Genomic DNA, 24,886 nt, shown 5'->3' on the forward strand with positions numbered 1-24,886 from the left:
CACAAAGGGAAACCGGCCTCTCGCTTTGTAAATTGCGTCGAGGCCGGTTTTTTTGAGGCCCCGTTTCAAAACCATCTCCCCGATATAAGTAAGCATCGGGTAAGGATTGTATCAAGGATGAATAATCCGCCAAAATTTCGTCCGTAATCGCAGTAATTGTCAGTCGACTGTAAGTTTTGAAAACGAGACTTCCGACGTGGCTCAGGCAGGCGCTTGAGCTCAAGTTCGGATATAACAGGAGGAAGTGATCATGAATGACAAAATCTCGGACGAGAAGTCGAAGGCTTATTGGTCCGCAACGCTGGGATTGCTGACCTGGATCATGGCAGTCTGGACCTTTGTTACGTTTGGTTGCGGGATTCTGCTCGCCCCCATGCTGGACTCGATTCATCTGGGTGGTTATCCGCTGGGCTTCTGGTTCGCCCAGCAGGGGGCAATCTACATCTACATCGCGCTGATTTTTATCTACGCCAAAAAGATGGGCGATATCGACATCAAGTTTGACGTTCACGAATAAGGAGCCCTAAATGGATCTGCAAACCACGATTTACCTCGTTGTCGGCGCAAGTTTCGCGCTGTACATCGGCATCGCCATCTGGGCGCGCGCTGGCAGTACCAGCGAGTTCTACGCCGCTGGTGGACAGGTTCCACCGGTCTTGAACGGCATGGCGACAGCCGCCGACTGGATGTCTGCCGCGTCGTTCATCTCGATGGCCGGCCTGATCGCCAACATGGGTTACGGTGGCGGCCTGTTCCTGATGGGCTGGACCGGCGGCTACGTTCTGCTGGCGATGCTGCTTGCCCCCTACCTGCGCAAGTTCGGCAAGTTCACGGTGCCGCAGTTCATCGGCGACCGCTACTACTCGAAGACGGCATCCGTCGTCGCCGTGCTCTGCCTGCTGACTGCTTCGCTGACCTACATCATCGGCCAGATGACCGGTGTCGGCGTCGCCTTCTCGCGTTTCCTCGGCGTTTCGTCCGACACGGGCATTTACGTCGGCCAGGCCATCGTGTTCCTCTACGCCGTGTTCGGCGGCATGAAGGGCATCACCTATACCCAGGTCGCCCAGTACCTGGTGCTGATTTCGGCCTACATCATTCCGGCCGTGTTCATTTCGCTGCAGCTCACCGGCAACCCGATCCCGCAACTGGGTCTGGGTTCCAATCTTGTCGGCCACGATATCTCGCTACTTGCCACGCTCGACAAGGTGGTGACCGATCTGGGCTTCGGCAAGTACACGACGTCGTTGCCGGGCAGTACGCTGAACATGTTCGTCTACACGTTCTCGCTGATGATCGGTACGGCCGGTCTGCCGCACGTCATCATGCGCTTCTTTACCGTCCCGACGGTCAAGGATGCGCGCAGTTCGGCCGGCTGGGCGCTGATCTTCATCGCCATGCTGTACACGACGGCGCCTGCCGTTGCCGTGATGGCCAAGACGAACCTGATCCGCACGATGACGCCGGGTGTGGTCATGCAGGGCACCAGTCCGTATCTGGCCGATTCGCAGATCAAGTACGACGAGCGTCCGGACTGGATGAAGCGCTGGGAGAAGACCGGCCTGTTGAAATACCAGGATAAGAACGGCGACGGTCGCATCCAGTACTACAACGACAAGTCGAAAAATCCGGAATTCCTGAAAAAGGCTGAAGATGCCGGCTGGAAGGGCAACGAGCTGGAGGTTAACGCCGACATCATCGTGCTCGCCAATCCGGAAATCGCTCTGCTGCCGAACTGGGTGATCGCGCTGGTCGCCGCGGGTGGTCTTGCTGCCGCGCTGTCGACGGCCGCCGGTCTGCTGATGGCGATTTCATCCTCGGTATCGCACGATCTGATCAAGGGCGTTTTCGCGCCTGACATCAGCGAAAAAGGCGAGCTGCTGGCCGGCAAGATCTCGATGGCCGTTGCCATTGTGGTTGCCGGATATCTCGGGCTGAATCCGCCGGGCTTCGCGGCCGGTACCGTGGCCCTGGCCTTCGGTATTGCCGCCAGCTCGCTGTTCCCGGCGATCATGATGGGCATCTTCTCCAAGAAGATGAACAAGGAAGGTGCCATGGCGGGTATGCTGTCCGGCCTGTTCGTGACCCTGTTCTATGTGTTCGCGCACAAGGGGATTTTCTTCATCAAGGGAACCGAGTATCTCAACGTGATCGGTGGCGCCAACAGCTTCTTCGGCATCACGCCGGAAGCGTTCGGTGGCGTCGGCGCCATGGTTAACTTTATCGTCGCCTTCCTGGTCGATAAGGTGACCAAGGAGCCGCCGGAGCATATCCAGCACATGGTCGAAGCGGTGCGTACACCACGTGGTTCCAAGACGGTGGATGGCGCGCACTAAGCCAATGTCTGCGAAAGTACGCCCGATTCGTCGGGTGTACTGTTAGAATAAAAAATCCCGCCAGTACACTGGCGGGATTTTTTATGAAATCCTGAAAACACGGTGCAAGCCGACGCAAGCGTACGTATACGGAGTTGCAAATGGTTTTCGACATCAGCGTCGCCATGACGTGGATTCTTTTTCTGGCCTTGTTCCCGATAACTTTCTTCTGGTTGCGCCGTGCCTGGCGCATACTGGCCAAGGGCGACTACTCCGAGGTGGCGCTCAAGCGCGGCGAACCACCGGCCAATGCTCGGAAGTTCGCCCCCTATTGCGCCGGCATCAATCTCATTGGCGGTTGTATTCTAATCTGGGATATCATCAACATCCTGCTCGGTGCCATGGCCTACGATACCTGGTCGGCAATCGCCGGCATGACGATCTGGTTCAAATTCATTGCCGACTTCATTCTCAGTCGCCACGCACACCCCTGGGGCAAGCAGGCTGACAAGAATCATACTGACAAGAAAGTGTGAGCCCGGTCAGACGCTCTTGTTTCGAGGAGCATCATGCTGCACAAACTGAACAGCATTCGTGACGGTGAATGACTGATTCCAAGGAGCACGCGACCTGCGCTAATATCGCTATTGTTGCTAATATTCCCAGCATGTCCGCCATACTGAACATGAATCGGGATATGTCGGCGGCGTGGTGCCGGTGTGGTGCCGGATTGCGCGGCGAGTATCGCCGTACGGACACGGCTGAACTCGACGATGTTCCATCCTTCATTTCCATTAAGGAGCAAGCAAAGAGATGGCAAGCCGACTGCTCATTGTTGAAGATGATCGTGACCTGGCCAGGAATCTAATCGATTTCCTTGAAATTCAAGGCTATGCCACGCACTACGCCGCGGATGGCCATGAGGCGCTGAGCCTGTTGGCGGCCAACGAGTACGATCTCGTTATCCTTGACCTGATGCTGCCGGGCGTCGACGGGATGACCGTCTGTATCCACATCCGCAATCAGCTTCGCAGCCGCGTACCGATCGTCATGCTCACGGCGAAGTCCGAAATCGACACCAAGATATCGGCCTTCGACATCGGAGCCGATGATTACATGATCAAACCGGTTTCCCTGCGCGAGATCCATGTACGGGTTCGTGCCTTGATCCGGCGCGCGAATCAGACGGTCGACAACGACATTCTGACGATCGGCGACCTGCGCATGGATACGGGAATCATGAAGATCGAGCGTGACGGCGTGCCCATTACGCTTCCGCCCGGGCCTACCAAGATCCTCGCCCTATTGATGCGTAACTCGCCCAATGTCGTTCACAACCTTGCCATCCACCGTGAACTCTGGGGTGAGGAAAGAGGCGATACGCACGCCGTCGTCGTCCACATGCATACGCTACGCACTGCTATCGACAAGCCCTTCGGCCGGCAACTCATTCATACCGTACGCGGTTTCGGTTACCGGATCGCCGATGAAAAAACCACCCTATGACAGCCTGAGCAAAAGCCTCGTAGTCCCCTTTGTCACTCTGGGTTATGTCGTCAGCGCACTGTTGAGTTTGGTCACTTTCGGAATTGTCTCGGATCTGGAGGAGCGCGCCATTGTCCGCGTTCTCCAGCTGGAGATGGAAAGCATCCGCAGTCGCCATGCAATCAGTCCGGCCGATCTCCTGCCAGCGTCTACCGTCTTCGCCGGTTACGTGCTTCCGGATGCCAACTTTCCCGAATTATCGCCCGTCAGACCGGGGCAAGAATACATCGAGGTCCTGCTGCACGGCGGTCAAAGCTATTCGGTGATGGTCGCCGAAATCGACGGCACGTCCTACGCACTCGTCTATGATCGCAGTTTTGTTAACTCCAGCCTGGGCAAGCTGGCTTTGTTCCTGATCTTTGGCACCGGTTTCATGACGCTGCTCTCGGCACTCGTGGGCAGGCGTCTGGCTCGACAGGTGGTGCGCCCCATCGCCGTCCTTCTTGACGAGGTTTCAGAGAAAGCCACGAGAATTAACCTGAAGGACAGCCCGCCCCTGAGCTTCTCTTCCGACGCCTATCCCAACAACGAGATCGGCAGGCTGGTGCAGTGCATGGACCAGTTTGCACTCCGGCTCCAGGGATTCCTTGATCGAGAGAGTCACTTTGCGGCCGATGTCAGTCATGAATTGCGTACGTCGGTGGCGATCATCCGCGGTGCCGCCGAGTTGCTGGTCGAGTACCCGTATCTGCCGGAAGCGATCCGACACCGTTTGCAGACTGTTCTTCGCCAAGCGGTTCGCATGGGTCACATCCTGGAAGCCATGCTGCACCTTGCCAGGGAAGACAAGGCGGAAGACGATCCCGCTTGCGTCATGGCGGAAGTCATCGGCGACGCCGTGACTGACTGTACTCCAGCCCTGGCAGGTCGCCCGGTGCGCATTACCGTCGATCTGCGCGAGCGCTCGATCCTGCCAGTGGAGCGTTCCATGGCCTGGGTCGTGGTCAGCAACCTTTTGCGCAACGCTTGCGCCTACACCAAGGAAGGTGAAATCGCGATCAGACTTGATGGTAACCAGCTGGAAATTGTAGATAGCGGCATCGGTATTCCAGAGGACCGTTTTCCTGCGCTGTTCAAACGTCTGGATAAGGGTGAGGAAAGTACGGGCTATGGCTTGGGGCTATCGATTGTTGCACGGGTTGTCCAACGACTCGGCTGGAAGCTGGAAATCCAGAGCAGTCAGGGAACGGGAACCCGGGTGTGCATTACTTTCATGACGCCAGAAAATAGCGATTCACCTCGGGTGCACAGGAGTCTTGCGCCGGGGACACCGATGTATTTCGGTGAAAAACGCCATCAACACGCCAACAAGGACTTGCTGAACACGAATGCATAAGCGTCCCAACGCGATCTTGCGGCGGCAGACTTACGGCAGGTAGATCAGCTCGACACGGCGCATTTTTTCACGGCACTCGGCTGTCTTGCAGGCAGGCGGCTTTTTAATGTTGCCGATGCGGTTTCGACGAATCTGCCGTGCCGGCGCTCCGTATGCCAGCAGCAATCTGCTGACATTCATCAGGCGTTCTTCTGCAATCGCCAGATTGTAGTTGCGGCTTCCTGTATCGTCCGTGTGCCCTGCAAGCGTCAGTATCTTTTTTGGATTCTGCTTCAGATCCTCGGCATGTCGACGCAGTTTTTCCTTCCCGTCCTGATCGACCGTAGTGGAGCCCGAAGCGAAGTAAACGTTGTTTTCGTCGAGGACGGCTGCATTCTGTGCTTCGGTCGTCGCCAACGGCGACTTGTCCATGCCCAAGGGGGGCGACGGGGTGTCCTGGGTCGATGCAGGCGTTTCGCCTCCGGATGTCCGGGTGTGTTGCAGGTCGCTGCATCCAGATAGTAGAAGGGCGGCGACAATCAAACAGCAAGATCGGATTGAGGGCATAGTCATAGGGCCAAGACGCTGCGATTAAGGAATCGATTCGTAGGCGCCAGCATGCAACTGGAAACGCGCTTGGCCGGATTCGTCCAATGCGCCTAGCCTTCTTGCGCTAACCGCGGTCAACCCTGATCGAGGAAACAAGCTCGCGCTCGTCGAGTTCCTCCTCAACCGTTCGCAAGCTTTCGTCGTTGATAACGTCTCTGGCATGCAGTTCGTGAAGACACTGCCGTTCGGCATTGATAGCGGCAAGGCGCAGTCGACGGCGCAGGGCGATATGCGTTGCGCGTTGCGAAGCGTGTCCTGGGTCGCCTTCAAGCAATTCGAGCTTGCCCTCGTACTGGTGGGCTAGTTGCTCGGCGAAAGTGATATCTTCCGGGTCGGCAAGATCCCTGGCGTCAAGCTTTACCGCTGCGATCGCGGCGCGGGCAATTTCGGCGCGTGCCGCATGCTCTTCTTGCAGGTTCTCCTCACCGGTGTCGATCGCCAGCTTGCGGATCAGCCAGGGCAGCGGGACGCCATTGAAGGTGAGGGTCAGGATGATCGTCGCTGCGGCCAGAAAGACCACCAGGTCGCGTTCTGGAAAGGGCGTTCCCGCCGCGATTGCGGTAGGAATCGAAAGCGCAGTGGCCAGCGTGATCGAGCCGCGCACCGCTGCCCAACTGACCAGCAGAAGTCGCTTGGGTTCCGGTCCGGTCTTGCTACCGCTCCATCCCCAGTCAAGTCGGAATCGAAGATGGGCAGATACCCACACCCAAGTGACACGCATGGTCATCAGCAGTACCCACAACACGATAGCGTACAACATCAAATCAACGGGGGCATAGCTATCGACACCAGTAACCATGCGGCGCAACTGCAGCCCGAGAAGCAAGAAAACCACGCCGTTGAGCACGTAGGACAGCATCAGCCAGACTTCGCGGGCATGTTTGCGGGCTTCAGCGGTCAGGCCTTTGACTTCCTGACCGCTGGCCCATAGCCCTGCCGCAACGACCGCCAGGATTCCCGAAACATGTACTGCTTCGGCCGCGAGGTAAGCCCCGTAGGGTAACAGCACGGACAGCAGGGTCAGCAACACGGGGTCAGCGGCATGCAGACTGATCAGGCGCTGGCGCAGCCCGCGCCCGAACCACTCAACGATAATGCCGACGATAACGCCGCCACCAGCCAGGTTGAGGAAATTTCCGGCGACCTCCTGCGATGAAAACAATCCGGTGGCGGCGGCGGCTACGGCGAGCTTGAATACGACCAGTCCGGAAGCGTCGTTAAGCAGGCTTTCGGCGTTGACAATGTGTACGATCCGAGACGGCAAGGGAAGCAAGCGCGTAGTCGCCACCGTAGCGACAGCGTCGGTCGGCGAAACGATCGCTCCAAGGGTGAAGGCGACTGCCAAGGGCATCGACGGGATCAGCCAGTGCATCACGTAGCCGACGGTAACGACGGTCAGTACCACCAGGCCGAGCGCCAACAAAAGCACGGGTTTCAGCGTGCTGACGAAGTCACGACGTGGTAACACCGCAGCGTCAGCAAACAAGATCGGTGGGATGAACAGTAAGAGAAACAGATCGGGGTCAACGGCGATGTCGTCCAACCCCGGCAGGAAGGACGCCATGACGCCGAGTACCACCAGCAAGATCGGCAGTGGAAGCGGGCTCCAGTGGACGAGCGCGCCACCGACGGCGATCGCCAGCAGAAGCAGCAAGGTCAGTTCGGTTATAGCCATGAGATATTTGCCTACAAGTACAGGTGCAGGATTCTAGCGTACAAGATTAATTAAATGTTGAGCATGCATAAAATTGGGTCGCACTACATTTTGCGCGGTGGAGTATTTTCCAGAAACGCAAGCAGTCATACACATCACTGCGGCCGGCAAGTTCCAATCGTCGATTGAAGGGGTCGGAAAATTCGGCGACGTAGCGAGGCAGATGCCTGGTCCGGGTTCAGTAGGCGTAGTAGAGCAGCAGATAGGCAAGTAGCAGCACAACCACCCAGATCGCCATGCTGCCGATCGGCCAGGTGCGCGCCAGGGTGCCCTGCGCGCCGTGGTAACGGTCGATGTGCGCGAATAGCCCCCTGGCGACGGTCTTCAGCCCAGCGGCTACGACCGCTCGCGCATGCTCGAGCACGGAGCCTGCCTTCAGCGACAACTTGTACAGAAAGACGCGGTAAAACCAGTCGCTGTCGAGGTTGACCGAGCGCAGTTCGGGTGGGTAGATACCGGTGCGCATGAGCACGGCAAATGCGAGCGCCGAGAACACCAGCAGCTGCAGCTGGGCGACGACGTGCGACGAGGTATAGGGCTGGTAGGTGACCGGGAAAGGCAGGATCGAGTACAGCGCGTCCGGGAAGACGCCGATGCCGATGCACAGCGCGGCAGCGACGCCCATCGCGATCAGCATGTTGCGCGGCGCCTCCTCGCAGCGTATTCCCGAGTCATGCGAAAAGAAGGCAAAATACGGAATCTTGATTCCTGCGTGGTGGAAGACGCCGGCAGAGGCGAACAGCAGCACCAGCCAAGTCAGCAGCAGACCCTCGTCGGCCGCGGCGGACATGATCATCGATTTGGTGACAAAACCGCTGAACAGCGGGAACGCCGAGATCGAAGCCGCGCCGACGATGCAGAAGCCGGTCGTCCAGGGCATCGATTTGTATAGTCCGCCCAGTTCGCTGCCCTTGACCGTGCCGGTACGCAACAGCACCGCGCCCATCGACATGAACAACAGGCCTTTGAACAGGATGTCGGCGAAGGCATGCGCCACCGCGCCGTTGATCGCCAGCTCGCTGCCGATTCCGATGCCGACCACCATGAAGCCCAACTGGTTGTTCATGCTGTAGGCCAGTACCCGACGCAGGTCGTTTTCGATGACCGCATAGAAAATCGGGAAGGCTGCCATCAGGGTGCCGATCCAGATCAGCATCTCGGTGCCTGGGTAGGCGCGCGCCAGCGCGTAGATACCCAGCTTGGTGGTGAACGCCGAGAGGATCACGGCGCCGGTGGGAGTCGCATCCGGGTAGGCGTCCTGAAGCCAGTTATGCAGCAGCGGGAAGGCACACTTGATCCCGAAAGCGATCAGGATCAGTGTTCCGGCGAGGCCCGAAAGACCGATGTGGCCGAATGCCAGCGATCCGGTTGCCCGCCAGTGCAGGAGCCCGCCGGCGAGCAGGAACATTCCCGAAAGTAGCTGCACCACGACATAGCGTAAACCGGTGCGGAAAGTGGTATCGGTGCGCTGCGCCCAGATCAGCAGCACCGACGAAACGGCCGTGAGTTCCCAAAACATGAACAGCGTCATCAGATCGCCCGCGAACACCGCGCCGATCGAGCTACCGGCGTAAACGAGTCCGGCGACGTGCTGCATCGTGTCCTTGAGATGGATCGCGTAGATCACGTTGAGCAGCGAGGCGAGTACGAAAATGTAGCCGAAGAGCAGACTCAAACGGTCGACGCGCATCAGCACCAGTGTCTGACCGAGCAGTTCGACCTGGCCGAACTCGCCGTACGGCAGCGCAAGCAGATACGCGAAAGCGATTATCGGCAGCAGCAACATGTAGGCGGTACGCAGCCGACCCCGCAGGAAGGGCACCGCTACGGCGCCCAGAACAAAGATCAGCGCGACAGGAAAGTCACCGCTCATAGTAGTCCTCGTCACGCATCAGGATGCGGCGCAGCTGCTTGGCTACCAGCACCAGCACCACGCAGGCGAAAAAACCGAACAGGCAGTAGAATCCGAACCACGCGGCGAACGCGAATGCCTCGTGCTTGTGCAACACCAGGTCGATCGCCAGCAGGGCGAGTCCGAGAATGCACAGGCCGCGAAACAGCTTGGTCACGTTCTCGCTGCTGTCCAGCCAATATTCATTAGGTCCTGACATGGTCGCCATCCATAAAGTTGGGCATTGCTTAGCGGGGTACCACCAACTGCTCGACCAGTTCCAGCAGCGGGGCCGAGAAAAGGAACAGTGACAGGGTGGCCGTGGTGGTCAGCATCAGCGCGACGACCATCAGTCTCGGCGCTTCGCCATGCGGGTGGTGCGCATCTTCTGCCGACAGCGGCCGGAAGAAGGCCGCGTAAACAATGGGCAGGAAATAGGCCGCGTTGAGCAGGGTGCTGATGATCAGCACCGCCAGCGCGCCGTATTGGCCGGCGTCTGCCGCGCCGGACATGATGAACCACTTGCTGATGAAGCCCGCGGCGGGCGGGATGCCGATCAGCGACAGCGCTCCGACGGTGAACGCGGCCATGGTCCATGGCATGCGCCGGCCGATACCGTCGAGTTGGCTGACCTCGGTCTTGTGGGCGGCGGTGTAGATCGCGCCGGCGGCAAAGAACAGCGTGATTTTGCCCACCGCATGCGTGGCGATGTGCAGCGCCGCGCCGATGATCGACAAAGGGGCCAGGATTGCTGCGGCGAGAACGATGTAGGAAAGCTGGCTGATCGTCGAGTAGGCCAGCCGGCGCTTCAGATTGTCGGCGTGAAGCGCTACCACCGAGGAAGCAACGATGGTGAAGCCGGCTATCGCCACCAGCCAGTCGGTGTTCGTTGCGCTGGCCAGCGTCCCCGTGCCGAAGACGTAGACCACGACCTTCAGCACGCTGAAGACACCGGCCTTGACCACCGCCACGGCGTGCAGGAGAGCGGAAACGGGCGTCGGCGCCACCATCGCCGCCGGCAGCCAGCGGTGGAAGGGCATCAGCGCCGCCTTGCCGATGCCGAACATGAAGAGTGCCAGCAGTCCGCCGAGCGCAAAGCCGGACAACTTGCCGTCGAGGATGCCTCCGGAAACGAAATCAAGCGTGCCGGCGACATGCCAGGTGATGGCGATGGCGGGCAGGAGGAACAGCATCGAGGTGCCGATCAGCAGGCCGAGATAGGTGCGTCCGCCGCGCCTCGCGTCCTCGCTTCCCTTGTGCGTTACCAGCGGATACGTAATCAGGGTCAGCGTCTCGTAGAAAAGGAACAGCGTCAGCAGATTTGCGGCGAAAGCGATGCCCATTGCGGCGGCCAGCGCGCCGGCGAAGCAGACGTAGAAGCGTGTCTGCTTTTGCTCGTCGTTGCCACGCATGTAGCCAATCGAATACAGCGAGTTGACGATCCACAGGCCGCTCGCCACCAGCGCGAAGAGCATGCCCAGCGGTTCGACGCGGAAGGCGATCGAGAGTCCGGGAAACATCTCGAACAAAGTCAGCTCCGGCCGCTCGCCGGCGCTGACCGGCGCCAGCAGGGAAATCACGCAGAAGAAAAGGAGAGTGGCCGTGGACAGCGTCGCCGTCTCGCGCAGGTTTGGCCGGCGGCCGAGCAGGGCGATGGCCAGCGCCCCGGCCAGCGGCACGATGAGGGCGGCGCCTATGGCGGTTTGCGTACCGATCATCCGCCGACCCCGAGCAGCATTTGCGCGGCGCGCGTTGCACCGCCAAGGGTAAAGCGGGTGTCGACGCCGAAATAGATGGACAGGGCTACCATCAGCCAGGCCGGCACCAGCATCGACCACGGCGCCTCGTTCTTCTCCTGGCTTTCGGGCGGCGGTTCGCGCAGGTAGGCGGCTTCGACGAAGCGCCAGACGTACGCGACAGCCAGCAGCGAACTGGCGACGATGAGCGGTACCAGCCACCACCTGCCTGCTTCGAGCGATGCCGTGATGAGCGCCCATTTGCTGACGAAGCCTGCGGTGCCGGGCACGCCGATCAACGTCAGGCCGGCGATGACGATGCCGAGAGCTGTCACCGGCATGCGGCGCGCAAGTCCGGCGGCGTGACTCAGCGTTACGTCACCGGTGCGTAGCATGATGCCGCCGATCAGCATGAACAGCGCGCCCTTGGCCAGCGCGTGATTGAACAGATGAACGATGGCGGCGGAGAGGCCGCCGACGGAATCCAGCGACAGTCCCAGGGTGATATAGCCGATCTGTGCGACGCTGGAGTAGGCGAACAGGCGCTTCAGATTGTTCTGGTAGATGGCAGCGAGCGAGGCCGTAATCATGGCCGCGATCGACAATACCAGCAGAATCTGCAGATCCCTGAATACCAGGCTGTCGCCGAATACCGAATAGTAGAAGCGGATTAGCACGTACACCGACACCTTGGTCGCCGTGGCCGCCAGAAAGGCGGAAATCGACGACGGCGCGTAGGTGTAGGCGTTGGGCAGCCACAGGTGCAGCGGGAACAACGCCAGCTTGAGCGAGATGCCGACGGTGAGGAAGGCCAGCGCCGCAAGCACCGGTCGTTTTTCGGCGACCGCGGGCAGTCGCTGGGCGATGTCGACGAGGTTGAGCGAGCCGGTCATCAGGTAGAGCAGGCCAACGCCGATGACGATGAAAGTGGCGCCGATTGTGCCCATGATCAGGTACTGGTAGGCCGCGGTCAGGGCGCGGCGGTCGCGTCCCAGTGCGATCAGCACATAGGTCGACAGCGAGGAAATCTCAAGAAAGACGAAAATGTTGAAGGCGTCGCCGGTGATCGTGATTCCGAGCAGGCCGGTCAGGCAGAGGGCGAACATGGAGTAGAAGAGGTAGTGCAGCGCCTGCGGCACCTCGGACATCACGCTGCGGCGACTGTAGGGCACCACCACCGCTCCGGCAAGGGAAACCAGCACGAGAACGAAGGATGACAGCGCGTCGACGCGGTATTCAATTCCCCAGGGCGGTGGCCAGTTGCCGATATGGTAGGAGATCGGGCCGAATTCGGCGACCTGTTGCGCCAGCAGGAGGGAGATCAGCAACGATATCCAGGCGACGGTCAGCATCAGGCCGTAGGCGATGCCACCCCGGCGTACCAGCACCATCAGCGGTGCGGAAATCAGCGGCAGGACGACCTGCAGGGCGGGCAGATGCGCGGCGATCATTCCTTTTCGCGCTCCCGTTCGTCGTCGAGCGCAAGAATCTCGTCTTCCTCAATGGTGCCATAGGCTTCGCGGATGCGCACCACCAGCGCCAGTCCGAGCGCCAGTGTCGCCACGCCGACGACGATGGCGGTGAGGATTAGCACGTGCGGCAGCGGGTTGGAGTACACCGTGAAGGCTGTGGCGAAGATCGGGGCAGTGCCGCCGATGAGCTTGCCGGGCGAAATGTAGAGCAGGTACACAGAGGTCTGGAAAATTCCCAGGCCGACCAGTTTCTTGATCAGGTTGCCGCGCGCGATGAGGATGTAAAGACCCGCCATCAGCAGGAAGACGGTGATCCAGTAGGCGAAGTGGCTGCCGGTGTTCATTCCGACTCTTGCCTGCCGCGTCCGGCAAACATGTAGAAGATTTTCAGCATCACGCCGGAAACCGTGGTCGCCACGCCGACTTCGACCCAGAAGATGCCACGGTGCTGGCCTGCCACCGAGTCGGCGGACAGCACGAAGTAGTCGAGGAAGTTGCCATCCAGGAAGATGCCGGCGATGCCGACGCCGGCGTAGATCAGCACGCCGGCAGCGAGCATCGTTTCGACCAGCCAGCCCGGCACGACCTTGCGCGCCTTGGGCAGACCGTAGATCAGCGAATAGAAAATGACGGCGGCAGCAGCAATGACGCCGGCCTGGAAGCCGCCACCGGGCCCGAAGTCGCCGTGGAACTGGACGTAGAGCGCGAACAGCAGCATGAAGGGAATCAGCATCTTAGCAATGACGCGCAGGACGAGATAGCTCTTCACTTGATATCCTCGTCATCCTTGCGGCCGATGCGCCGCCGCAGCAGGGCGATGACACCGATGCCGGCGGTGAACACCACGGTCGTTTCGCCCAGCGTGTCGAAACCGCGATAGCTGGCCAGAACGGCGGTCACCACATTGGGCACGCCGGTTTCACGAGGACCATCCACGAGGTAGCGGGGTACGACGTGTGCGTGGATGGGAGCCGCCGGATCCGAGAATGCCGGCAGGCCGAGCGTGCCGTAGACCAGTGTGGCGCCGGTCGCCAGGGCCAGCATGAGGGGCAGCCAGGGGCGGTGCAGCGGCTTGGCCTCCTCGCTCTTGCAAAGATGCAGGGCGCCCAGCAGCAGAACCGTCGAAATGCCGGCGCCGACGGCGGCCTCGGTCATCGCCACATCGACCGCGTCCAGCGCCACCAGCACAGTCGCCATAAGGAAGCTGTAGATGCCCCCGAGCACCACCACCGCGAACAAATTCCGGCTGCGCGTCAGCGCGACCACGGTGACCGCCATCATTGCCAGCAGCACGTTGATGATCAGGGTTTCGATGGCGGCTCCCCGTCCTCGTCCAGTTGCGGCTGCACCCCGCGCGTCAGCGCCGCCTTGGCCAATGCGTGGGTGGCGGTCGGGCTGGTGAACGCAATCAGCAGTACGATGATCAGCAGCTTGGCCGTCACCAGCGTCAAGCCGGCCTGCAACATGAGGCCGAACAGGATCAACCCGGCGCCCAGCGTGTCGGTGACGCTGGCGGCGTGCATGCGTGTGTAGAAATCCGGCATGCGCAAGAGGCCAAGCGCGCCAACCACGCAAAAGAAGCCGCCAGCCAGCAGGCAGGCCCAGCTTACCCATTCAAGCAACAGGCTCACTGTTCTTCCTCCTCTTCGCCTGGTTCGCCCAGGTCGCCGTACGTGAAATACTTGAGGACGGCGATGGTGCCGATGACGTTGAGCAGCCCGTAAACAATGGCCAGGTCGAGGAATTCGGGGCGGCCGTTGAGGAAGCCGATCACCGCCAGAAGGAGTACGGCAATCGTGCCGATGGTGTTCGCTGCCTGTGCGCGGTCGAACACGGTCGGTCCGAGTACGGCACGCGTCAGGGTGAGGCCTAGGGCCACCAGCAGGGCAAGGGCGGCCGCGGCGAACATGTCAGGCGCTGCCTTCGAAGCGGGTGGCGCGGCGATCCATGTCGCCGCTCGCCACGCCCTCGGCGGCCTCGCGGGTGACGGCGTGGACCAGGAATTCGTCGGGGCCGACCTCGACGGAAATCGTGCCCGGCGTGAGCGTGATGGAATTGGCGTGCGTGACGAGCCCTTCAGGCGTGCGCTGCGTCGGCTTGATGCGCACCAGCGTCGGACTGATCGGAAGACGTGGATTGAGAATGATCTTCGAGACGTCCCAGCTCGACTTGACGATTTCCTTGATCAGCCAGGGCCAGTAGGTGAGGGCGCGCCAGCTTAGATGGACGGGGTGTCCCTCGCGGTCGACGACGCCCATGCGCCGCGAAAAGGCAAAGACCGCCAGCGACGAGGCGGCGCCCGCGCTGATGAGAAACGCGGTAAAGAAGCCGGACAATACCAGCCAGAAAGAAAACAGCGCCAGAATCGCGCTTACCGCATGAAGCATCCAGAAAGCCCTGGGCAACGAAAGGATCGGATAGGGCCGACGTACCATGGCGGCCGACGAGTTGCAAATTATATACGAACGCGGCGGCCCGACAAATAATGATTGAACATAAACTTAATGAAAGTTGACTGTAAGCGTAACAAAGGTTGACCGCGAACTCTTCAATTGTGCAGCAACTTCGGCGCTATCCCTTTGCCAGTCGCAAATGGATTCTCTGATTTCCGTTGAGCTTCAGCCAAGAGTACAAGCCGGTGCGGCACAGGCGGAACACTGGCGTCGCGTATGACGTTCTTGCCGTTGCCCGGCATGATCCGCATGAGCGTCAATTAGAGTGCAGACGGCCGCAAGAGTTGGAGGTCGATCAATGAGCAAGAGCAGTGTAAGCTTACAGAAAGTTGAGCCATGCAAAATGTGCCGAACCGTCAAGAATCATGGTTCCAGCTCCGCAGGCGGTTTGGCGCAAGGAATGGGTGAGAGCATTCTGTCCGCTGCCGATATAATGTCGTTCGGATTGAACGCTTTGTTGAAAGAATAGCAATTGGCTCGACTCCTTGGACCACTCAGCACTTTGCGTTGGCGTACCCGGGCAAAGCTGTGGTTTGCAGCATTGCTGGCGGGCCTGATGGTCGTTGCGTTCGCCGAACTGGCGGATATGGCGCTTGCACTTTTCGGCAGGCTCACAACGGGCCGCCCCTGGATGCCTTTCGTGCTGGCGCCGACCATCGGCATGCTGACCGTATGGCTGACGCGACGGCTCTGTCCGGGAGCCGCAGGGAGCGGGATCCCGCAAGTAATCGCCGCAACCTGGCTTGCTGCCAAAGGAAAGCCCGTCAATACTTTGTTGTCGTTGCGGATTGCCTTCGGCAAGATAATCCTTGGCGCGCTGGCTCTGGTGGGAGGGTTCTCGGCAGGGCGTGAGGGACCTTCGGTTCAGGTCGCTGCCTCGGTCATGCATTCCATCCACAATATCTTTCCGAGTTCCCGCGCGTTGCGAGCTCAGGATCTCATCCTGGCTGGAGGCGCGGCGGGCGTGGCTGCAGCATTCAACACGCCTTTGGCTGGTATTGTCTTCGCCATTGAGGAGCTGGGGCGCAGACTTGAAACACGCACCAGCGGCGTGTTGGTCAGCACCATCATCATTTCCGGTCTGGTGGCCGTCGCCCTGCACGGCAATTACAATTATTTCGGCCAGCTCAAAGTGATCAACCAGGATCGAACCATCGTTCTACCGATCATTGTTACCGGACTTGTCTGCGGCTCATTGGGTGGGCTGTTCAGCCGCTTGATGTTATGGCCGCAAAAGCGAGTGGATCTCAAGCTGTGGCGTTGGCGGGCCGAGCACCCGATATATTTTGCCGGCGCCTGTGGTTTGCTGATAGCGATTATCGGTCTGGTCGGCGGCGGCCTCTCGTATGGCAGCGGCTACATGATCACTTCACAGGTTGTGTCCGGTGAATTGGAGCTTCCCTGGCACGCGCCGATCACTCGTTTTCTGGCCACCATAGTGAGTTACTACTCGGGCATTCCTGGCGGAATTTTCGCTCCAGCCTTGGCCGTTGGAGCCTCTCTAGGCTCCAATCTGGCCCAGCTGTCGGGAATTCCCGCGGATACGATTCCGATAATCGCCCTGTGCATGGCTGGATTCCTGGCTGCGGTAACGCAGGCGCCCATAACTTCGGCAATTATCGTCATGGAGATGATTGACGGTCACGAAATGGTGATCAGCCTGATGGCGGTCACTCTGATCGCCAAGGCCGTGAGTGCTCGGCTGAGTCCGGAGCTATACCAGCAGTTGGCCCTCGGGTTTCGGGCCACGAAAGACCCTGCAGGATCCTGAATGCAACTCCGCCAGACTGCAGTCGGACTCGCTCGTTTACGCATGTTTTCTTGACGTCGGCCTGCCTTGTGACCCATTCGGCCGACTCGTCCGCTGTCGCGATCCTGCACGAATTGTTCGGTTATAAGGACTTTCGCGGCGCGCAAGCAGAAATTGTCGCGCATGTGCTCAGCGGTGGTGACGCGCTGGTGCTGATGCCCACCGGTGGCGGCAAGAGCCTGTGTTACCAGCTGCCGGCGATCATGCGGCACCGCGCCGGTCACGGCGTGGCGGTCGTTGTGAGCCCGCTGATCGCGCTCATGCACGATCAGGTTGGTGCTCTCGAAGTGGCCGGTGTGCACGCGGCGTTCATCAATTCGACTCTGACGCTGGAGGAAACGCAGCGGATTGAGCGCGAAATGTTGAGCGGCCGTCTGGTGCTGCTTTATGTGGCACCCGAACGCTTGACCACGCCGCGCATGCTCGCGCAGCTCGATTCGCTGCGCGAGCGCGGTCTGCTCAGCCTTTTTGCCATCGACGAGGCGCATTGCGTAAGCCAGTGGGGCCACGATTTTCGTGAGGATTATCAGGCGCTTAACGTATTGCACGAGCGCTACGCCGGTGTTCCGCGCATCGCCCTCACCGCGACGGCCGACGATCTGACGCGCGCCGACGTCATTGAGCGGCTTGCATTGAGCGAAGCCCGCGTTTTCATCAGCAGTTTCGACCGACCAAACATCCGTTACGCCGTGGTCGAAAAGGACGATGCACGCCGGCAGTTGTTGCACTTCATCCAGGAGGAACACCAGGGAGACGCAGGCATCGTTTACTGCCAGTCACGCCGGAAGGTGGATGAGACGGCAGTGTGGCTGGATCGTCAGGGTATCAGTGCGTTGCCCTATCACGCCGGGCTCGCCGCCGAGGTGCGCCGGCGTCACCAGGACCGCTTCTTGCGCGATGAGGGCCTCGTCATGGTCGCCACCATCGCTTTCGGGATGGGGATTGACAAGCCAGACGTGCGCTTCGTCGCGCACCTGGATTTGCCGAAGAACATCGAGGGCTACTACCAGGAGACCGGTCGGGCGGGCCGCGATGGCTTGCCTGCCGATGCCTGGATGGCTTACGGCTTGGCGGACGTGGTCAACCAGCGGCGCATGATCGACGAGAGTCCGGCCGTCGAGGCGTTCAAGCGCAACCAGCGCGGCAAGCTCGACGCGTTGCTGTCGCTGGCCGAAGCGCACGATTGCCGGCGCGTCCGGCTACTCGCCTATTTTGGCGAGGCGAGTGTCGTATGCGGTGCGCACCAGAACGCCTGCGACAACTGTCTGAATCCGCCAGCGACCTGGGACGCCACCGAGGCTGCGCGCAAAGCACTTTCCGGCGTCTATCGTTTCCTCCAGCAGCGCGGCCAGCGCTTCGGCGCCGGGCATCTGATCGATGTGTTGCGCGGCAAGACTACGGAGAAGGTTGCGCAGTTCGGGCATGAGAGTCTCACCACTTTTGGCATCGGCTCCGACGTGAGCGAAGCGCAATGGCGTGTCGTGTTGCGTCAACTGATCGCGCTGGGCTACCTGCAAACCGAAGGCGACTACAACACTTTGGAGCTCACGCCTGCAGCGCGCGAGGTTTTGCGCGGCGAGGTGCAGATAACGCTGCGCCAGCCCGGCGTTGCGTCAAAGGCGGCGCGCGTCGCGAAGCGTGGAAAGGGCACCAGTGCTCAGCGCACCAGGGGCAAGTCGCCGCCGTTACCACTCGACGAAGCCGGCCTGGCGCGTTTCGAAGCGCTGAAGGCGTGGCGCGGCGAGCTAGCGCGCGAACGCAAACTACCGGCCTACGTCATCTTCCACGATGCGACTCTGGCTGAAATGGCGCACACGGCGCCTGGTTCACTGGAGGCCATCGAAAACATCAGCGGTGTGGGCGCGAAGAAGCTTGAGGCCTACGGGCGCGACATCCTGCGCGTGTTGGGCGGCTGATTGAGCAATCGCCCGAGCGCAGGGACGAGCGACAATTTCGGTTAAGCTGTCCGCATGGATTTTCTGGATATTCTCGGGCTTCTGCTGCTGGTTGCGACTGGCTGGATATGGTTCGATAGCCTCAAAGCCCGCGAGGCGGCGGTGTCGGCTTCGAAGGCGGCCTGCAATTCCGAGGACAAGCTGCTGCTCGACGACACCGTCGCCATTCAGCGCATTGGTCTGGGTCGGGATGACGAGGGCGTCTTACGCATTCGTCGCCTCTATGGTTTTGAGTACAGTGACACGGGTAATGATCGGTGTGCAGGACGCATTGTCATGCTGGGAAGTCAGGTGCTGGTGATCAACCTGTAATCAGGCTGCGGTATTTATGCGCTTGCGGAAGTATGGGAACATCAGGTGCGAGCGAAATCGACGATCGGCAAGCGTTGATGGCCCTGATTCTCCGTTCGGCGGCCCAAAATTCGATATTGTTCAATCTGGCGCAACGAAATGAACGCAGTGGCTCATAAGAACCCGGTCCATCGAAGGAATGACTGGCATCATCTTCCGGTCGATCAGGTGGCTGACGATCTGAAGACGGTGCTGGACGATGGTCTGTCGGACGAAGCAGTCAGTTCCCTGCGCGCACAGCACGGCGAAAACCGCATCACGCCACAACCCGGCCGGGGGCCCTTGCTTCGCTTTGCGCTACAGTTCAGCCAGCCGCTGGTGGTTGTGCTGGTGATCGCCGGCGTTGTAACGGCTTTTCTTGGCGAATGGGTTGATTCGGGGGTGATTTTTGGAGTCACGCTGATCAATGCGGTGATCGGCTTCATCCAGGAAGGCCGTGCTGAAGATGCCCTGGCGGCTCTGGCGCGTTCGGTGACGAGCGAAGTGACGGTGCTACGCGGCGGTGCCAAACGACGTTTGCCGTCGACGGCGCTGGTTCCTGGCGATGTCGTGCTGCTGGCGGCGGGTGACAAGGTGCCGGCCGATCTGCGCCTGTTTCGCGCGAAAGAACTGCAAGCGATAGAGTCGGCGCTGACCGGTGAGTCGACGGCAGTGAGCAAGCACCACAAGGCACTTTCGCCGGATACCCTGCTCGCCGAGCGCGGCAACATGGCTTATGCCGGCACGGTGATGGTTCGCGGTCAGGGCGCCGGCGTCGTGGTGGCAACCGGCGACGCGACCGAGACAGGACGCATCTCGCGCCTGATCGCCGAAGCGCCCGATCTCACCACGCCGCTCACGAGCAAGATGGCGGTTTTCAGCAACTGGCTGCTGATTGCCATCGGCCTGCTCGCGGTGCTGACCTTCGCGATCGGACTGTGGCGCGGCGAGTCGGCTTTCGAAATGTTCATGGCCGCCGTGGCGCTGGCGGTGGGGGCGATTCCCGAGGGATTGCCGGCGGCGATGACGATCACGCTGGCGATCGGCGTTTCACGCATGGCCAAACGCCGCGCGATCATCCGCAAGTTGCCGGCGGTCGAAACGCTAGGCAGTACGACGGTGATCTGCTCGGACAAGACCGGCACGCTGACCGAGAACCAGATGACGGTACGCGAAATTTTTGCCGGTGGCGTGAGCTACCCGGTGAGCGGCAGTGGCTATGCGCCGACCGGCAAGATTGCCGACGAGCCCGACCTGGATTCGCCGGATTCCTGTGCACTGCGCGAATGCCTGCTCGGCGGCGGGCTGTGCAACGATGCCGGCTTGCGCAAATCTGGGCGGCATTGGGAAATTACCGGTGATCCGACCGAAGGTGCGTTGCTCGTTGCGCTACGCAAGGGCGGGCTTGACGAAGCTACGCTGCAGAAACTGTTTCCCCGACTCGATGAAATCCCCTTCGATTCGGCACGCCAGTACATGGCAACCCTGCACGAAATTGAAGGGGTGCGTATTGCGTATTTCAAGGGCGCCATCGAGCAGTTGCTGCCGCGCTCGACGAGCATGCTCGATGCGGCAGGCGTGCCAGTGCCTATCGATCGCGAGCGGATCGAGAAAATCGCTGGCGAGATGGCTGTCGAGGGCTTGCGTGTGCTTGCGGTCGGGCGCCTGGCGTCCCTTTCAGGCGGTTCCTTGGACCACAAACAGATTGAACGGGATGACTGCGAACTTCAGTTCGTCGGGCTGTTCGGCATGATCGATCCGCCGCGGCCAAAGGCGATTTCGTCAGTAAAAGCCTGTCATGCAGCCGGAATCGTGGTCAAGATGATTACCGGCGACCATGCCGTGACGGCGCTTTCGATCGCCAGCCAGATCGGTATCGTCAAGGCGGGTGCAGAGGCTGAAAACACCGTACTGACCGGGCGTGATCTGGCCGCGCTCGACGACGATGCCCTGCGCGGCGTGGCGCAAGCCGTGCATGTTTTCGCCAGGGTCGAACCCGAACAGAAGCTGCGACTGGTGCGTGCCCTGCAGGCCGATGGCGAGGTTGTGGCGATGACCGGCGACGGCGTCAATGACGCGCCGGCACTCAAACAGGCCAATATCGGCATCGCCATGGGTCTGGCCGGCACAGAGGTGGCCAAGGATGCGGCGGACATGGTGCTGACCGACGACGATTTCGCCACGATTGAGGCGGCTGTCGAGGAGGGGCGCGGGGTCTACGACAATCTCGTCAAGTTCATCACCTGGACGCTGCCGACCAATTTCGGCGAAGGCCTGGTCATCATGGCGGCCATCGTTGCCGGCGCCACGCTACCGATCACGGCGCTGCAGATTCTGTGGATCAACATGACGACGGCGGTGTTTCTCGGTCTGACCCTTGCCTTCGAGCCGATCGAGAAAGGCGTCATGCGTCGCGTGCCGCGACCGCCGGGCACGCCGATCCTTGATCACGCATTGATCGCCCGTATCGTGCTGGTCGGCGTGTTGTTGCTCGGCGGTTCCTTCGGCCTCTTCCTGCTGGAGCTGGCGCGCGGGCACACCCTGGCCGAGGCCCGCACGGTGGCGGTCAACGTTTTCGTCGTGGTCGAGACATTCTATCTGTTCAACTGCCGTTCCTTGAGTCGCTCGGCGCTGAAAATTGGCCTCTTCAGCAATCCGGCGATCTGGTACGGCGTGGCGACGATGGCTGTTCTGCAGTTGTCCCTGACCTATGTGCCGTTGATGAACCAACTGTTTCAAACCGCACCGATTGACGCCCATGCGTGGATGGAGATTTTCGCGGTGGGTCTTTCTGCATTGTTGGTCGTCGGCGTGGAAAAACACCTCCTGCATCGACGCCGGTAATTCTGAAGTTGAAATCGATCCGACATCGACGATTTCCGCAATGTAGCAATCGACGTCGTGTTCCGGCTCAGCTTGCGCGCGTGCCGGATAATGTACTTGAAGAACGTGCATCTGGCCTCCATATGGTGCCACGTCGTGCGGGAGATCGTGCGCACGGTACACCTTGTAAACGAATACTTCTTAGGAATCGCGATGAAACGAATTCTGCTGTTTCTCGGCACCAATCTGGCCATCGTGCTGGTACTGTCCGTCACCATGCGCCTGCTGGGTGTCGAGCCCTACCTCAACGCCAACGGATTGAACCTCGGTTCACTCCTGATCTTTGCGGCTGTCATGGGCTTTGGCGGCTCTTTCATCTCGCTGGCCATATCCAAGTGGTCGGTCAAAAAATCGATGGGTGTACAGGTCATCGAAACACCGTCGAATTCGACCGAATTCTGGCTGGTCGAGACCATCCGCAAGTATGCGACGGAAGCCGGTATCGAGATGCCGGAGGTCGGAATCTACCAGGCACCCGAGGTCAACGCTTTTGCTACCGGCATGAGCAAGAACAGTTCGCTGATTGCCGTCTCAACCGGCTTGCTTCAGCAGATGTCGCGCGCGGAGGTCGAGGCGGTGCTCGGGCACGAGGTGGCACATGCCGCCAACGGCGACATGGTGACGCTGGCGCTGATCCAGGGCGTCGTCAACACCTTTGTCATGTTCCTGTCTCGCGTCATTGGCCATCTGGTGGACAAGGTCGTGTTCAAGACCGAGCGCGGCCATGGCCCCGCGTTTTTCATCACCATGATCATCGCCGAGCTGGTGCTGGGCATTCTGGCGTCAATCATCGTCATGTGGTTTTCGCGGCAGCGCGAATTCCGCGCCGATCGCGGAGGTGCGCGCCTGGCTGGTCGGCAAAACATGATCGCCGCATTGCAGCGCCTGAATGCGCTACATCCGCAACCCTTGCCTGACCGGATGGCCGCGTTCGGTATTGCCGGTGGTGGCGGCAGCGGATTCAAGCGCCTGTTCATGACCCATCCGCCTTTGGAAGAGCGTATTGCCGCGCTGAAGGCATCGCAGGAGCGGTGACTCATCTGCGCCAGCTGAGTTTTTCAGCACCGTCATTATTGATGCCTTGACGCGCGATTCACTCAGATCTTCCGGCTCTCCGCGATCAGGTCGTAGGCAAGCTGGATCTCTTTTGCCTGTTCGGTTGCCAATGCGATCATGTCTTCCGGCAGGCCCTGTCCGATCAGCTTGTCCGGGTGGTACTGGCTGATCAGCTGGCGATAGGCATGCTTGATTTCCTTGTCGGTGTTGTCTTTTGTGACTCCCAGGGCTTTGTAGGCGTCGTCCAGCGCGGCGGCTGTTTTGGGCTGACCTGCAGCGAAATGGGACTGGTTCAGCACCATCTCCATCAAATGCCTGAACGTGGCCGGGTCATAGCCGAGACGCCTGGCGACGTCGGCGAGCACCGTTTCTTCTGCCGGATGAATATGTCCATCCGCCGTCGCCATCACGATCAGATAAACCAGCAGTATCTGTCGGAGATGCTTGGTTTTGCCACAAACCGAAATGAATCTGGCGTAAGTCGCCCCGATTTCAAACGCCGGGTCGGCTCCACGCTTGAACAACGCGATCGCCTGCGCACGGTGTTCTGCGGTCATCCCCAGCTTCTGCATCAACTGTTCGACATGCGCGATTTCGTCTTGCGAGACGTGCCCATCCGCCTTGGCCAGTTTGCCCATCGAGATGAACATCGTTTCGAGGAATACGCTCTGACGATTTGCATTCTGCAGCGGGTTTATTCCGCCGGGACCATAGGCTCGCGAGCGGTCGATCAATGAACCGATAAACAAGCCAAAGAGCGCTCCAAAAAATCCGGAAAAGTAGAAACCAGCGATGAAGAAAATTAACTTGAACAAGGTGACTCCAGAAGGTTTTCGGGTTAAAGACGGGGCTGCCTATCCCGATTCGAAAGGATTTAGCGTCCCATCTTGGTGTACGCATCGGGTACGGTCGTCCTGACGCGGCTCAGAGCGGCGTTTGCCGTCTCTCTCGATTCAAATGGGCCAATCGCCACGACCCACAGGTTTGGAGCAAGCAAAGGGTAGTCATTCGAGTCGATCACGGTCGTATCAAGCCCCGCACGGGTGAGCCTGAGGTGATGTCGTTCGGCAGACTGCAGGTCGTCGCGGCCGAACGAGCCGGCAACGACGAGCCAGGAACCGCCCGGGCGGGTTGCCTCAGCCGTCACGGCGCGATCACGTGCTACTTGCATCGGAATCGACGGCGAGGGGACGTGCTGCTTGCCGGTCTGTAGCGACTCGACGACAAAATAGCCCGCAATGCCGATGGCAAAGACGGCAAGGAGTGCAACTAAAACGGTTCGCCGGCCATGCATCGATCGACCTCCGGCTTGACCTTCAGCTTTGCGTTCCGGCGTAAAGGGCTGGCCGGCTGGTGGCATCTCACGCGCTGATGCGGACGGCTTGCCCAGGATTCGCCGGAGATCCCCGATCAACTCGGTGAAGCGTTCGGAAGCTTGTCCCGGTTGCCAGCCCGATATGTCAGCGGCCTGGATTTCACGAAACCCGCGCGGAGCGGGCACCTGATCGAGCAGCACCGGAACCAGTATCTTGCGCGCCTTCCCCTCGTCGGCCTCCTCCGCAACCCATTGCGATTCAACCGAAGACTGCGACCAGGCGACCACGATGCAGCGGGCATCCTGGAGGGCGGTGCCGATGTAGCTTCGCCAGGTCTCTCCCGCCGGGATGCGGCGATCCCAGAAGACCGTCCAGCCCTGTGCCTCGAATTCAGTAACAAGGCTCTTGATTCTCGCCTCGTCTTCTCGGGAGTAGCTCAGAAAAATGTCTGCCATTGCTGTTTCGAGTCTTCCAACAAAACCTACC

The 24,886-nt window shown here is 60.1% G+C and carries 24 protein-coding genes; 10 read left to right on the forward strand and 14 right to left on the reverse strand.

The window, feature by feature from the left end:
- The first annotated feature begins 250 nt into the window (after window positions 1–250).
- The 5 genes from PROAA_RS12600 (at window position 251) to PROAA_RS12620 (ending at window position 5,196) form a co-directional block, all read left to right on the forward strand.
- Window positions 251–517 carry a DUF4212 domain-containing protein gene (locus PROAA_RS12600; protein WP_186411674.1) on the forward strand — a complete coding sequence of 89 codons (267 nt, stop codon included), beginning with the start codon at window positions 251–253 and terminating at the stop codon, window positions 515–517.
- Between the two features lie 10 nt (window positions 518–527).
- Entirely contained in the window at window positions 528–2,336 is a 1,809-nt protein-coding gene (locus PROAA_RS12605) for a sodium:solute symporter family protein (RefSeq protein ID WP_186411675.1), read from the forward strand.
- A 140-nt stretch (window positions 2,337–2,476) separates the two neighbouring features.
- Window positions 2,477–2,851, forward strand: a complete 375-nt coding sequence (locus PROAA_RS12610) for a hypothetical protein (protein WP_186411676.1) — start codon at window positions 2,477–2,479, stop codon at window positions 2,849–2,851.
- A 277-nt stretch (window positions 2,852–3,128) separates the two neighbouring features.
- Complete coding sequence (locus PROAA_RS12615) at window positions 3,129–3,821, forward strand: response regulator transcription factor (protein ID WP_186411677.1); 693 nt, start codon at window positions 3,129–3,131, stop codon at window positions 3,819–3,821.
- Window positions 3,802–5,196, forward strand: coding sequence for a sensor histidine kinase (locus PROAA_RS12620; RefSeq protein ID WP_186411678.1), 1,395 nt, complete (start codon window positions 3,802–3,804; stop codon window positions 5,194–5,196). The genes PROAA_RS12615 and PROAA_RS12620 overlap by 20 nt, the downstream gene beginning before the upstream one ends.
- A gap of 30 nt (window positions 5,197–5,226) precedes the next feature.
- Here the strand turns inward: PROAA_RS12620 and PROAA_RS12625 are convergent, their stop codons facing one another.
- The 12 genes from PROAA_RS12625 to PROAA_RS12670 all read right to left on the reverse strand — a co-directional run bounded on the left by PROAA_RS12625 (window position 5,227) and on the right by PROAA_RS12670 (window position 14,984).
- On the reverse strand, window positions 5,227–5,718 hold the full coding sequence (locus PROAA_RS12625; RefSeq protein WP_186411679.1) for an OmpA family protein: 492 nt from the start codon (window positions 5,716–5,718) through the stop codon (window positions 5,227–5,229).
- Between the two features lie 130 nt (window positions 5,719–5,848).
- Complete coding sequence (locus PROAA_RS12630) at window positions 5,849–7,459, reverse strand: Na+/H+ antiporter (RefSeq protein WP_186411680.1); 1,611 nt, start codon at window positions 7,457–7,459, stop codon at window positions 5,849–5,851.
- Window positions 7,460–7,676: 217 nt separating this feature from the next.
- Entirely contained in the window at window positions 7,677–9,371 is a 1,695-nt protein-coding gene (locus PROAA_RS12635) for a Na(+)/H(+) antiporter subunit D (protein WP_186411681.1), read from the reverse strand.
- Window positions 9,361–9,609, reverse strand: a complete 249-nt coding sequence (locus tag PROAA_RS12640) for a hypothetical protein (protein WP_186411682.1) — start codon at window positions 9,607–9,609, stop codon at window positions 9,361–9,363. Before PROAA_RS12640 ends, PROAA_RS12635 begins: the two co-directional genes overlap by 11 nt.
- 28 nt (window positions 9,610–9,637) lie before the next feature.
- Window positions 9,638–11,107, reverse strand: a complete 1,470-nt coding sequence (locus tag PROAA_RS12645) for a proton-conducting transporter transmembrane domain-containing protein (RefSeq protein ID WP_222102254.1) — start codon at window positions 11,105–11,107, stop codon at window positions 9,638–9,640.
- Entirely contained in the window at window positions 11,104–12,576 is a 1,473-nt protein-coding gene (locus PROAA_RS18935; protein ID WP_222102255.1) for a monovalent cation/H+ antiporter subunit D family protein, read from the reverse strand. Before PROAA_RS18935 ends, PROAA_RS12645 begins: the two co-directional genes overlap by 4 nt.
- Window positions 12,573–12,941 carry a cation:proton antiporter subunit C gene (locus tag PROAA_RS12650; protein WP_186411684.1) on the reverse strand — a complete coding sequence of 123 codons (369 nt, stop codon included), beginning with the start codon at window positions 12,939–12,941 and terminating at the stop codon, window positions 12,573–12,575. Before PROAA_RS12650 ends, PROAA_RS18935 begins: the two co-directional genes overlap by 4 nt.
- Window positions 12,938–13,366 (reverse strand): Na(+)/H(+) antiporter subunit B, encoded by a 429-nt coding sequence (locus tag PROAA_RS12655; RefSeq protein ID WP_186411685.1) that lies wholly within the window; start codon window positions 13,364–13,366, stop codon window positions 12,938–12,940. Before PROAA_RS12655 ends, PROAA_RS12650 begins: the two co-directional genes overlap by 4 nt.
- A complete protein-coding gene (locus PROAA_RS18940; RefSeq protein ID WP_222102256.1) occupies window positions 13,363–13,890 on the reverse strand; it encodes a DUF4040 domain-containing protein in 528 nt (175 codons plus the stop codon). The genes PROAA_RS12655 and PROAA_RS18940 overlap by 4 nt, the downstream gene beginning before the upstream one ends.
- Before the next feature lie 8 nt (window positions 13,891–13,898).
- Window positions 13,899–14,228 (reverse strand): monovalent cation/H(+) antiporter subunit G, encoded by a 330-nt coding sequence (gene mnhG / locus PROAA_RS18945; protein WP_222102257.1) that lies wholly within the window; start codon window positions 14,226–14,228, stop codon window positions 13,899–13,901.
- On the reverse strand, window positions 14,225–14,506 hold the full coding sequence (locus PROAA_RS12665) for an MrpF/PhaF family protein (RefSeq protein ID WP_186411687.1): 282 nt from the start codon (window positions 14,504–14,506) through the stop codon (window positions 14,225–14,227). Before PROAA_RS12665 ends, mnhG begins: the two co-directional genes overlap by 4 nt.
- A gap of 1 nt (window position 14,507) precedes the next feature.
- Entirely contained in the window at window positions 14,508–14,984 is a 477-nt protein-coding gene (locus PROAA_RS12670) for a Na+/H+ antiporter subunit E (protein ID WP_186411688.1), read from the reverse strand.
- Between the two features lie 538 nt (window positions 14,985–15,522).
- Between PROAA_RS12670 and PROAA_RS12675 the strand changes: the two genes are divergently transcribed.
- From PROAA_RS12675 to htpX, 5 genes are all read left to right on the forward strand, one after another.
- A complete protein-coding gene (locus tag PROAA_RS12675; RefSeq protein WP_245664265.1) occupies window positions 15,523–16,821 on the forward strand; it encodes a chloride channel protein in 1,299 nt (432 codons plus the stop codon).
- A gap of 68 nt (window positions 16,822–16,889) precedes the next feature.
- Window positions 16,890–18,776, forward strand: a complete 1,887-nt coding sequence (recQ, locus tag PROAA_RS12680) for a DNA helicase RecQ (RefSeq protein ID WP_245664266.1) — start codon at window positions 16,890–16,892, stop codon at window positions 18,774–18,776.
- Window positions 18,777–18,830: 54 nt separating this feature from the next.
- The gene (locus PROAA_RS12685; protein WP_186411690.1) at window positions 18,831–19,127 is read left to right on the forward strand and encodes a DUF3301 domain-containing protein; all 297 of its coding nucleotides are present in this window, start codon (window positions 18,831–18,833) and stop codon (window positions 19,125–19,127) included.
- Window positions 19,128–19,265: 138 nt separating this feature from the next.
- Window positions 19,266–21,989, forward strand: a complete 2,724-nt coding sequence (locus PROAA_RS12690) for an HAD-IC family P-type ATPase (protein WP_186411691.1) — start codon at window positions 19,266–19,268, stop codon at window positions 21,987–21,989.
- 192 nt (window positions 21,990–22,181) lie between these two features.
- Window positions 22,182–23,063, forward strand: a complete 882-nt coding sequence (gene htpX, locus PROAA_RS12695) for a protease HtpX (RefSeq protein ID WP_186411692.1) — start codon at window positions 22,182–22,184, stop codon at window positions 23,061–23,063.
- Window positions 23,064–23,125: 62 nt separating this feature from the next.
- Here the strand turns inward: htpX and djlA are convergent, their stop codons facing one another.
- Both djlA and PROAA_RS12705 read right to left on the reverse strand, forming a co-directional pair.
- Window positions 23,126–23,899, reverse strand: a complete 774-nt coding sequence (gene djlA, locus PROAA_RS12700) for a co-chaperone DjlA (RefSeq protein WP_186411693.1) — start codon at window positions 23,897–23,899, stop codon at window positions 23,126–23,128.
- 59 nt (window positions 23,900–23,958) lie between these two features.
- Window positions 23,959–24,855, reverse strand: coding sequence for a TIR domain-containing protein (locus tag PROAA_RS12705; protein ID WP_186411694.1), 897 nt, complete (start codon window positions 24,853–24,855; stop codon window positions 23,959–23,961).
- Window positions 24,856–24,886: the final 31 nt, after the last annotated feature.

It is taken from the genome of Candidatus Propionivibrio aalborgensis (assembly GCF_900089945.1).
GTDB lineage: Bacteria > Pseudomonadota > Gammaproteobacteria > Burkholderiales > Rhodocyclaceae > Propionivibrio > Propionivibrio aalborgensis.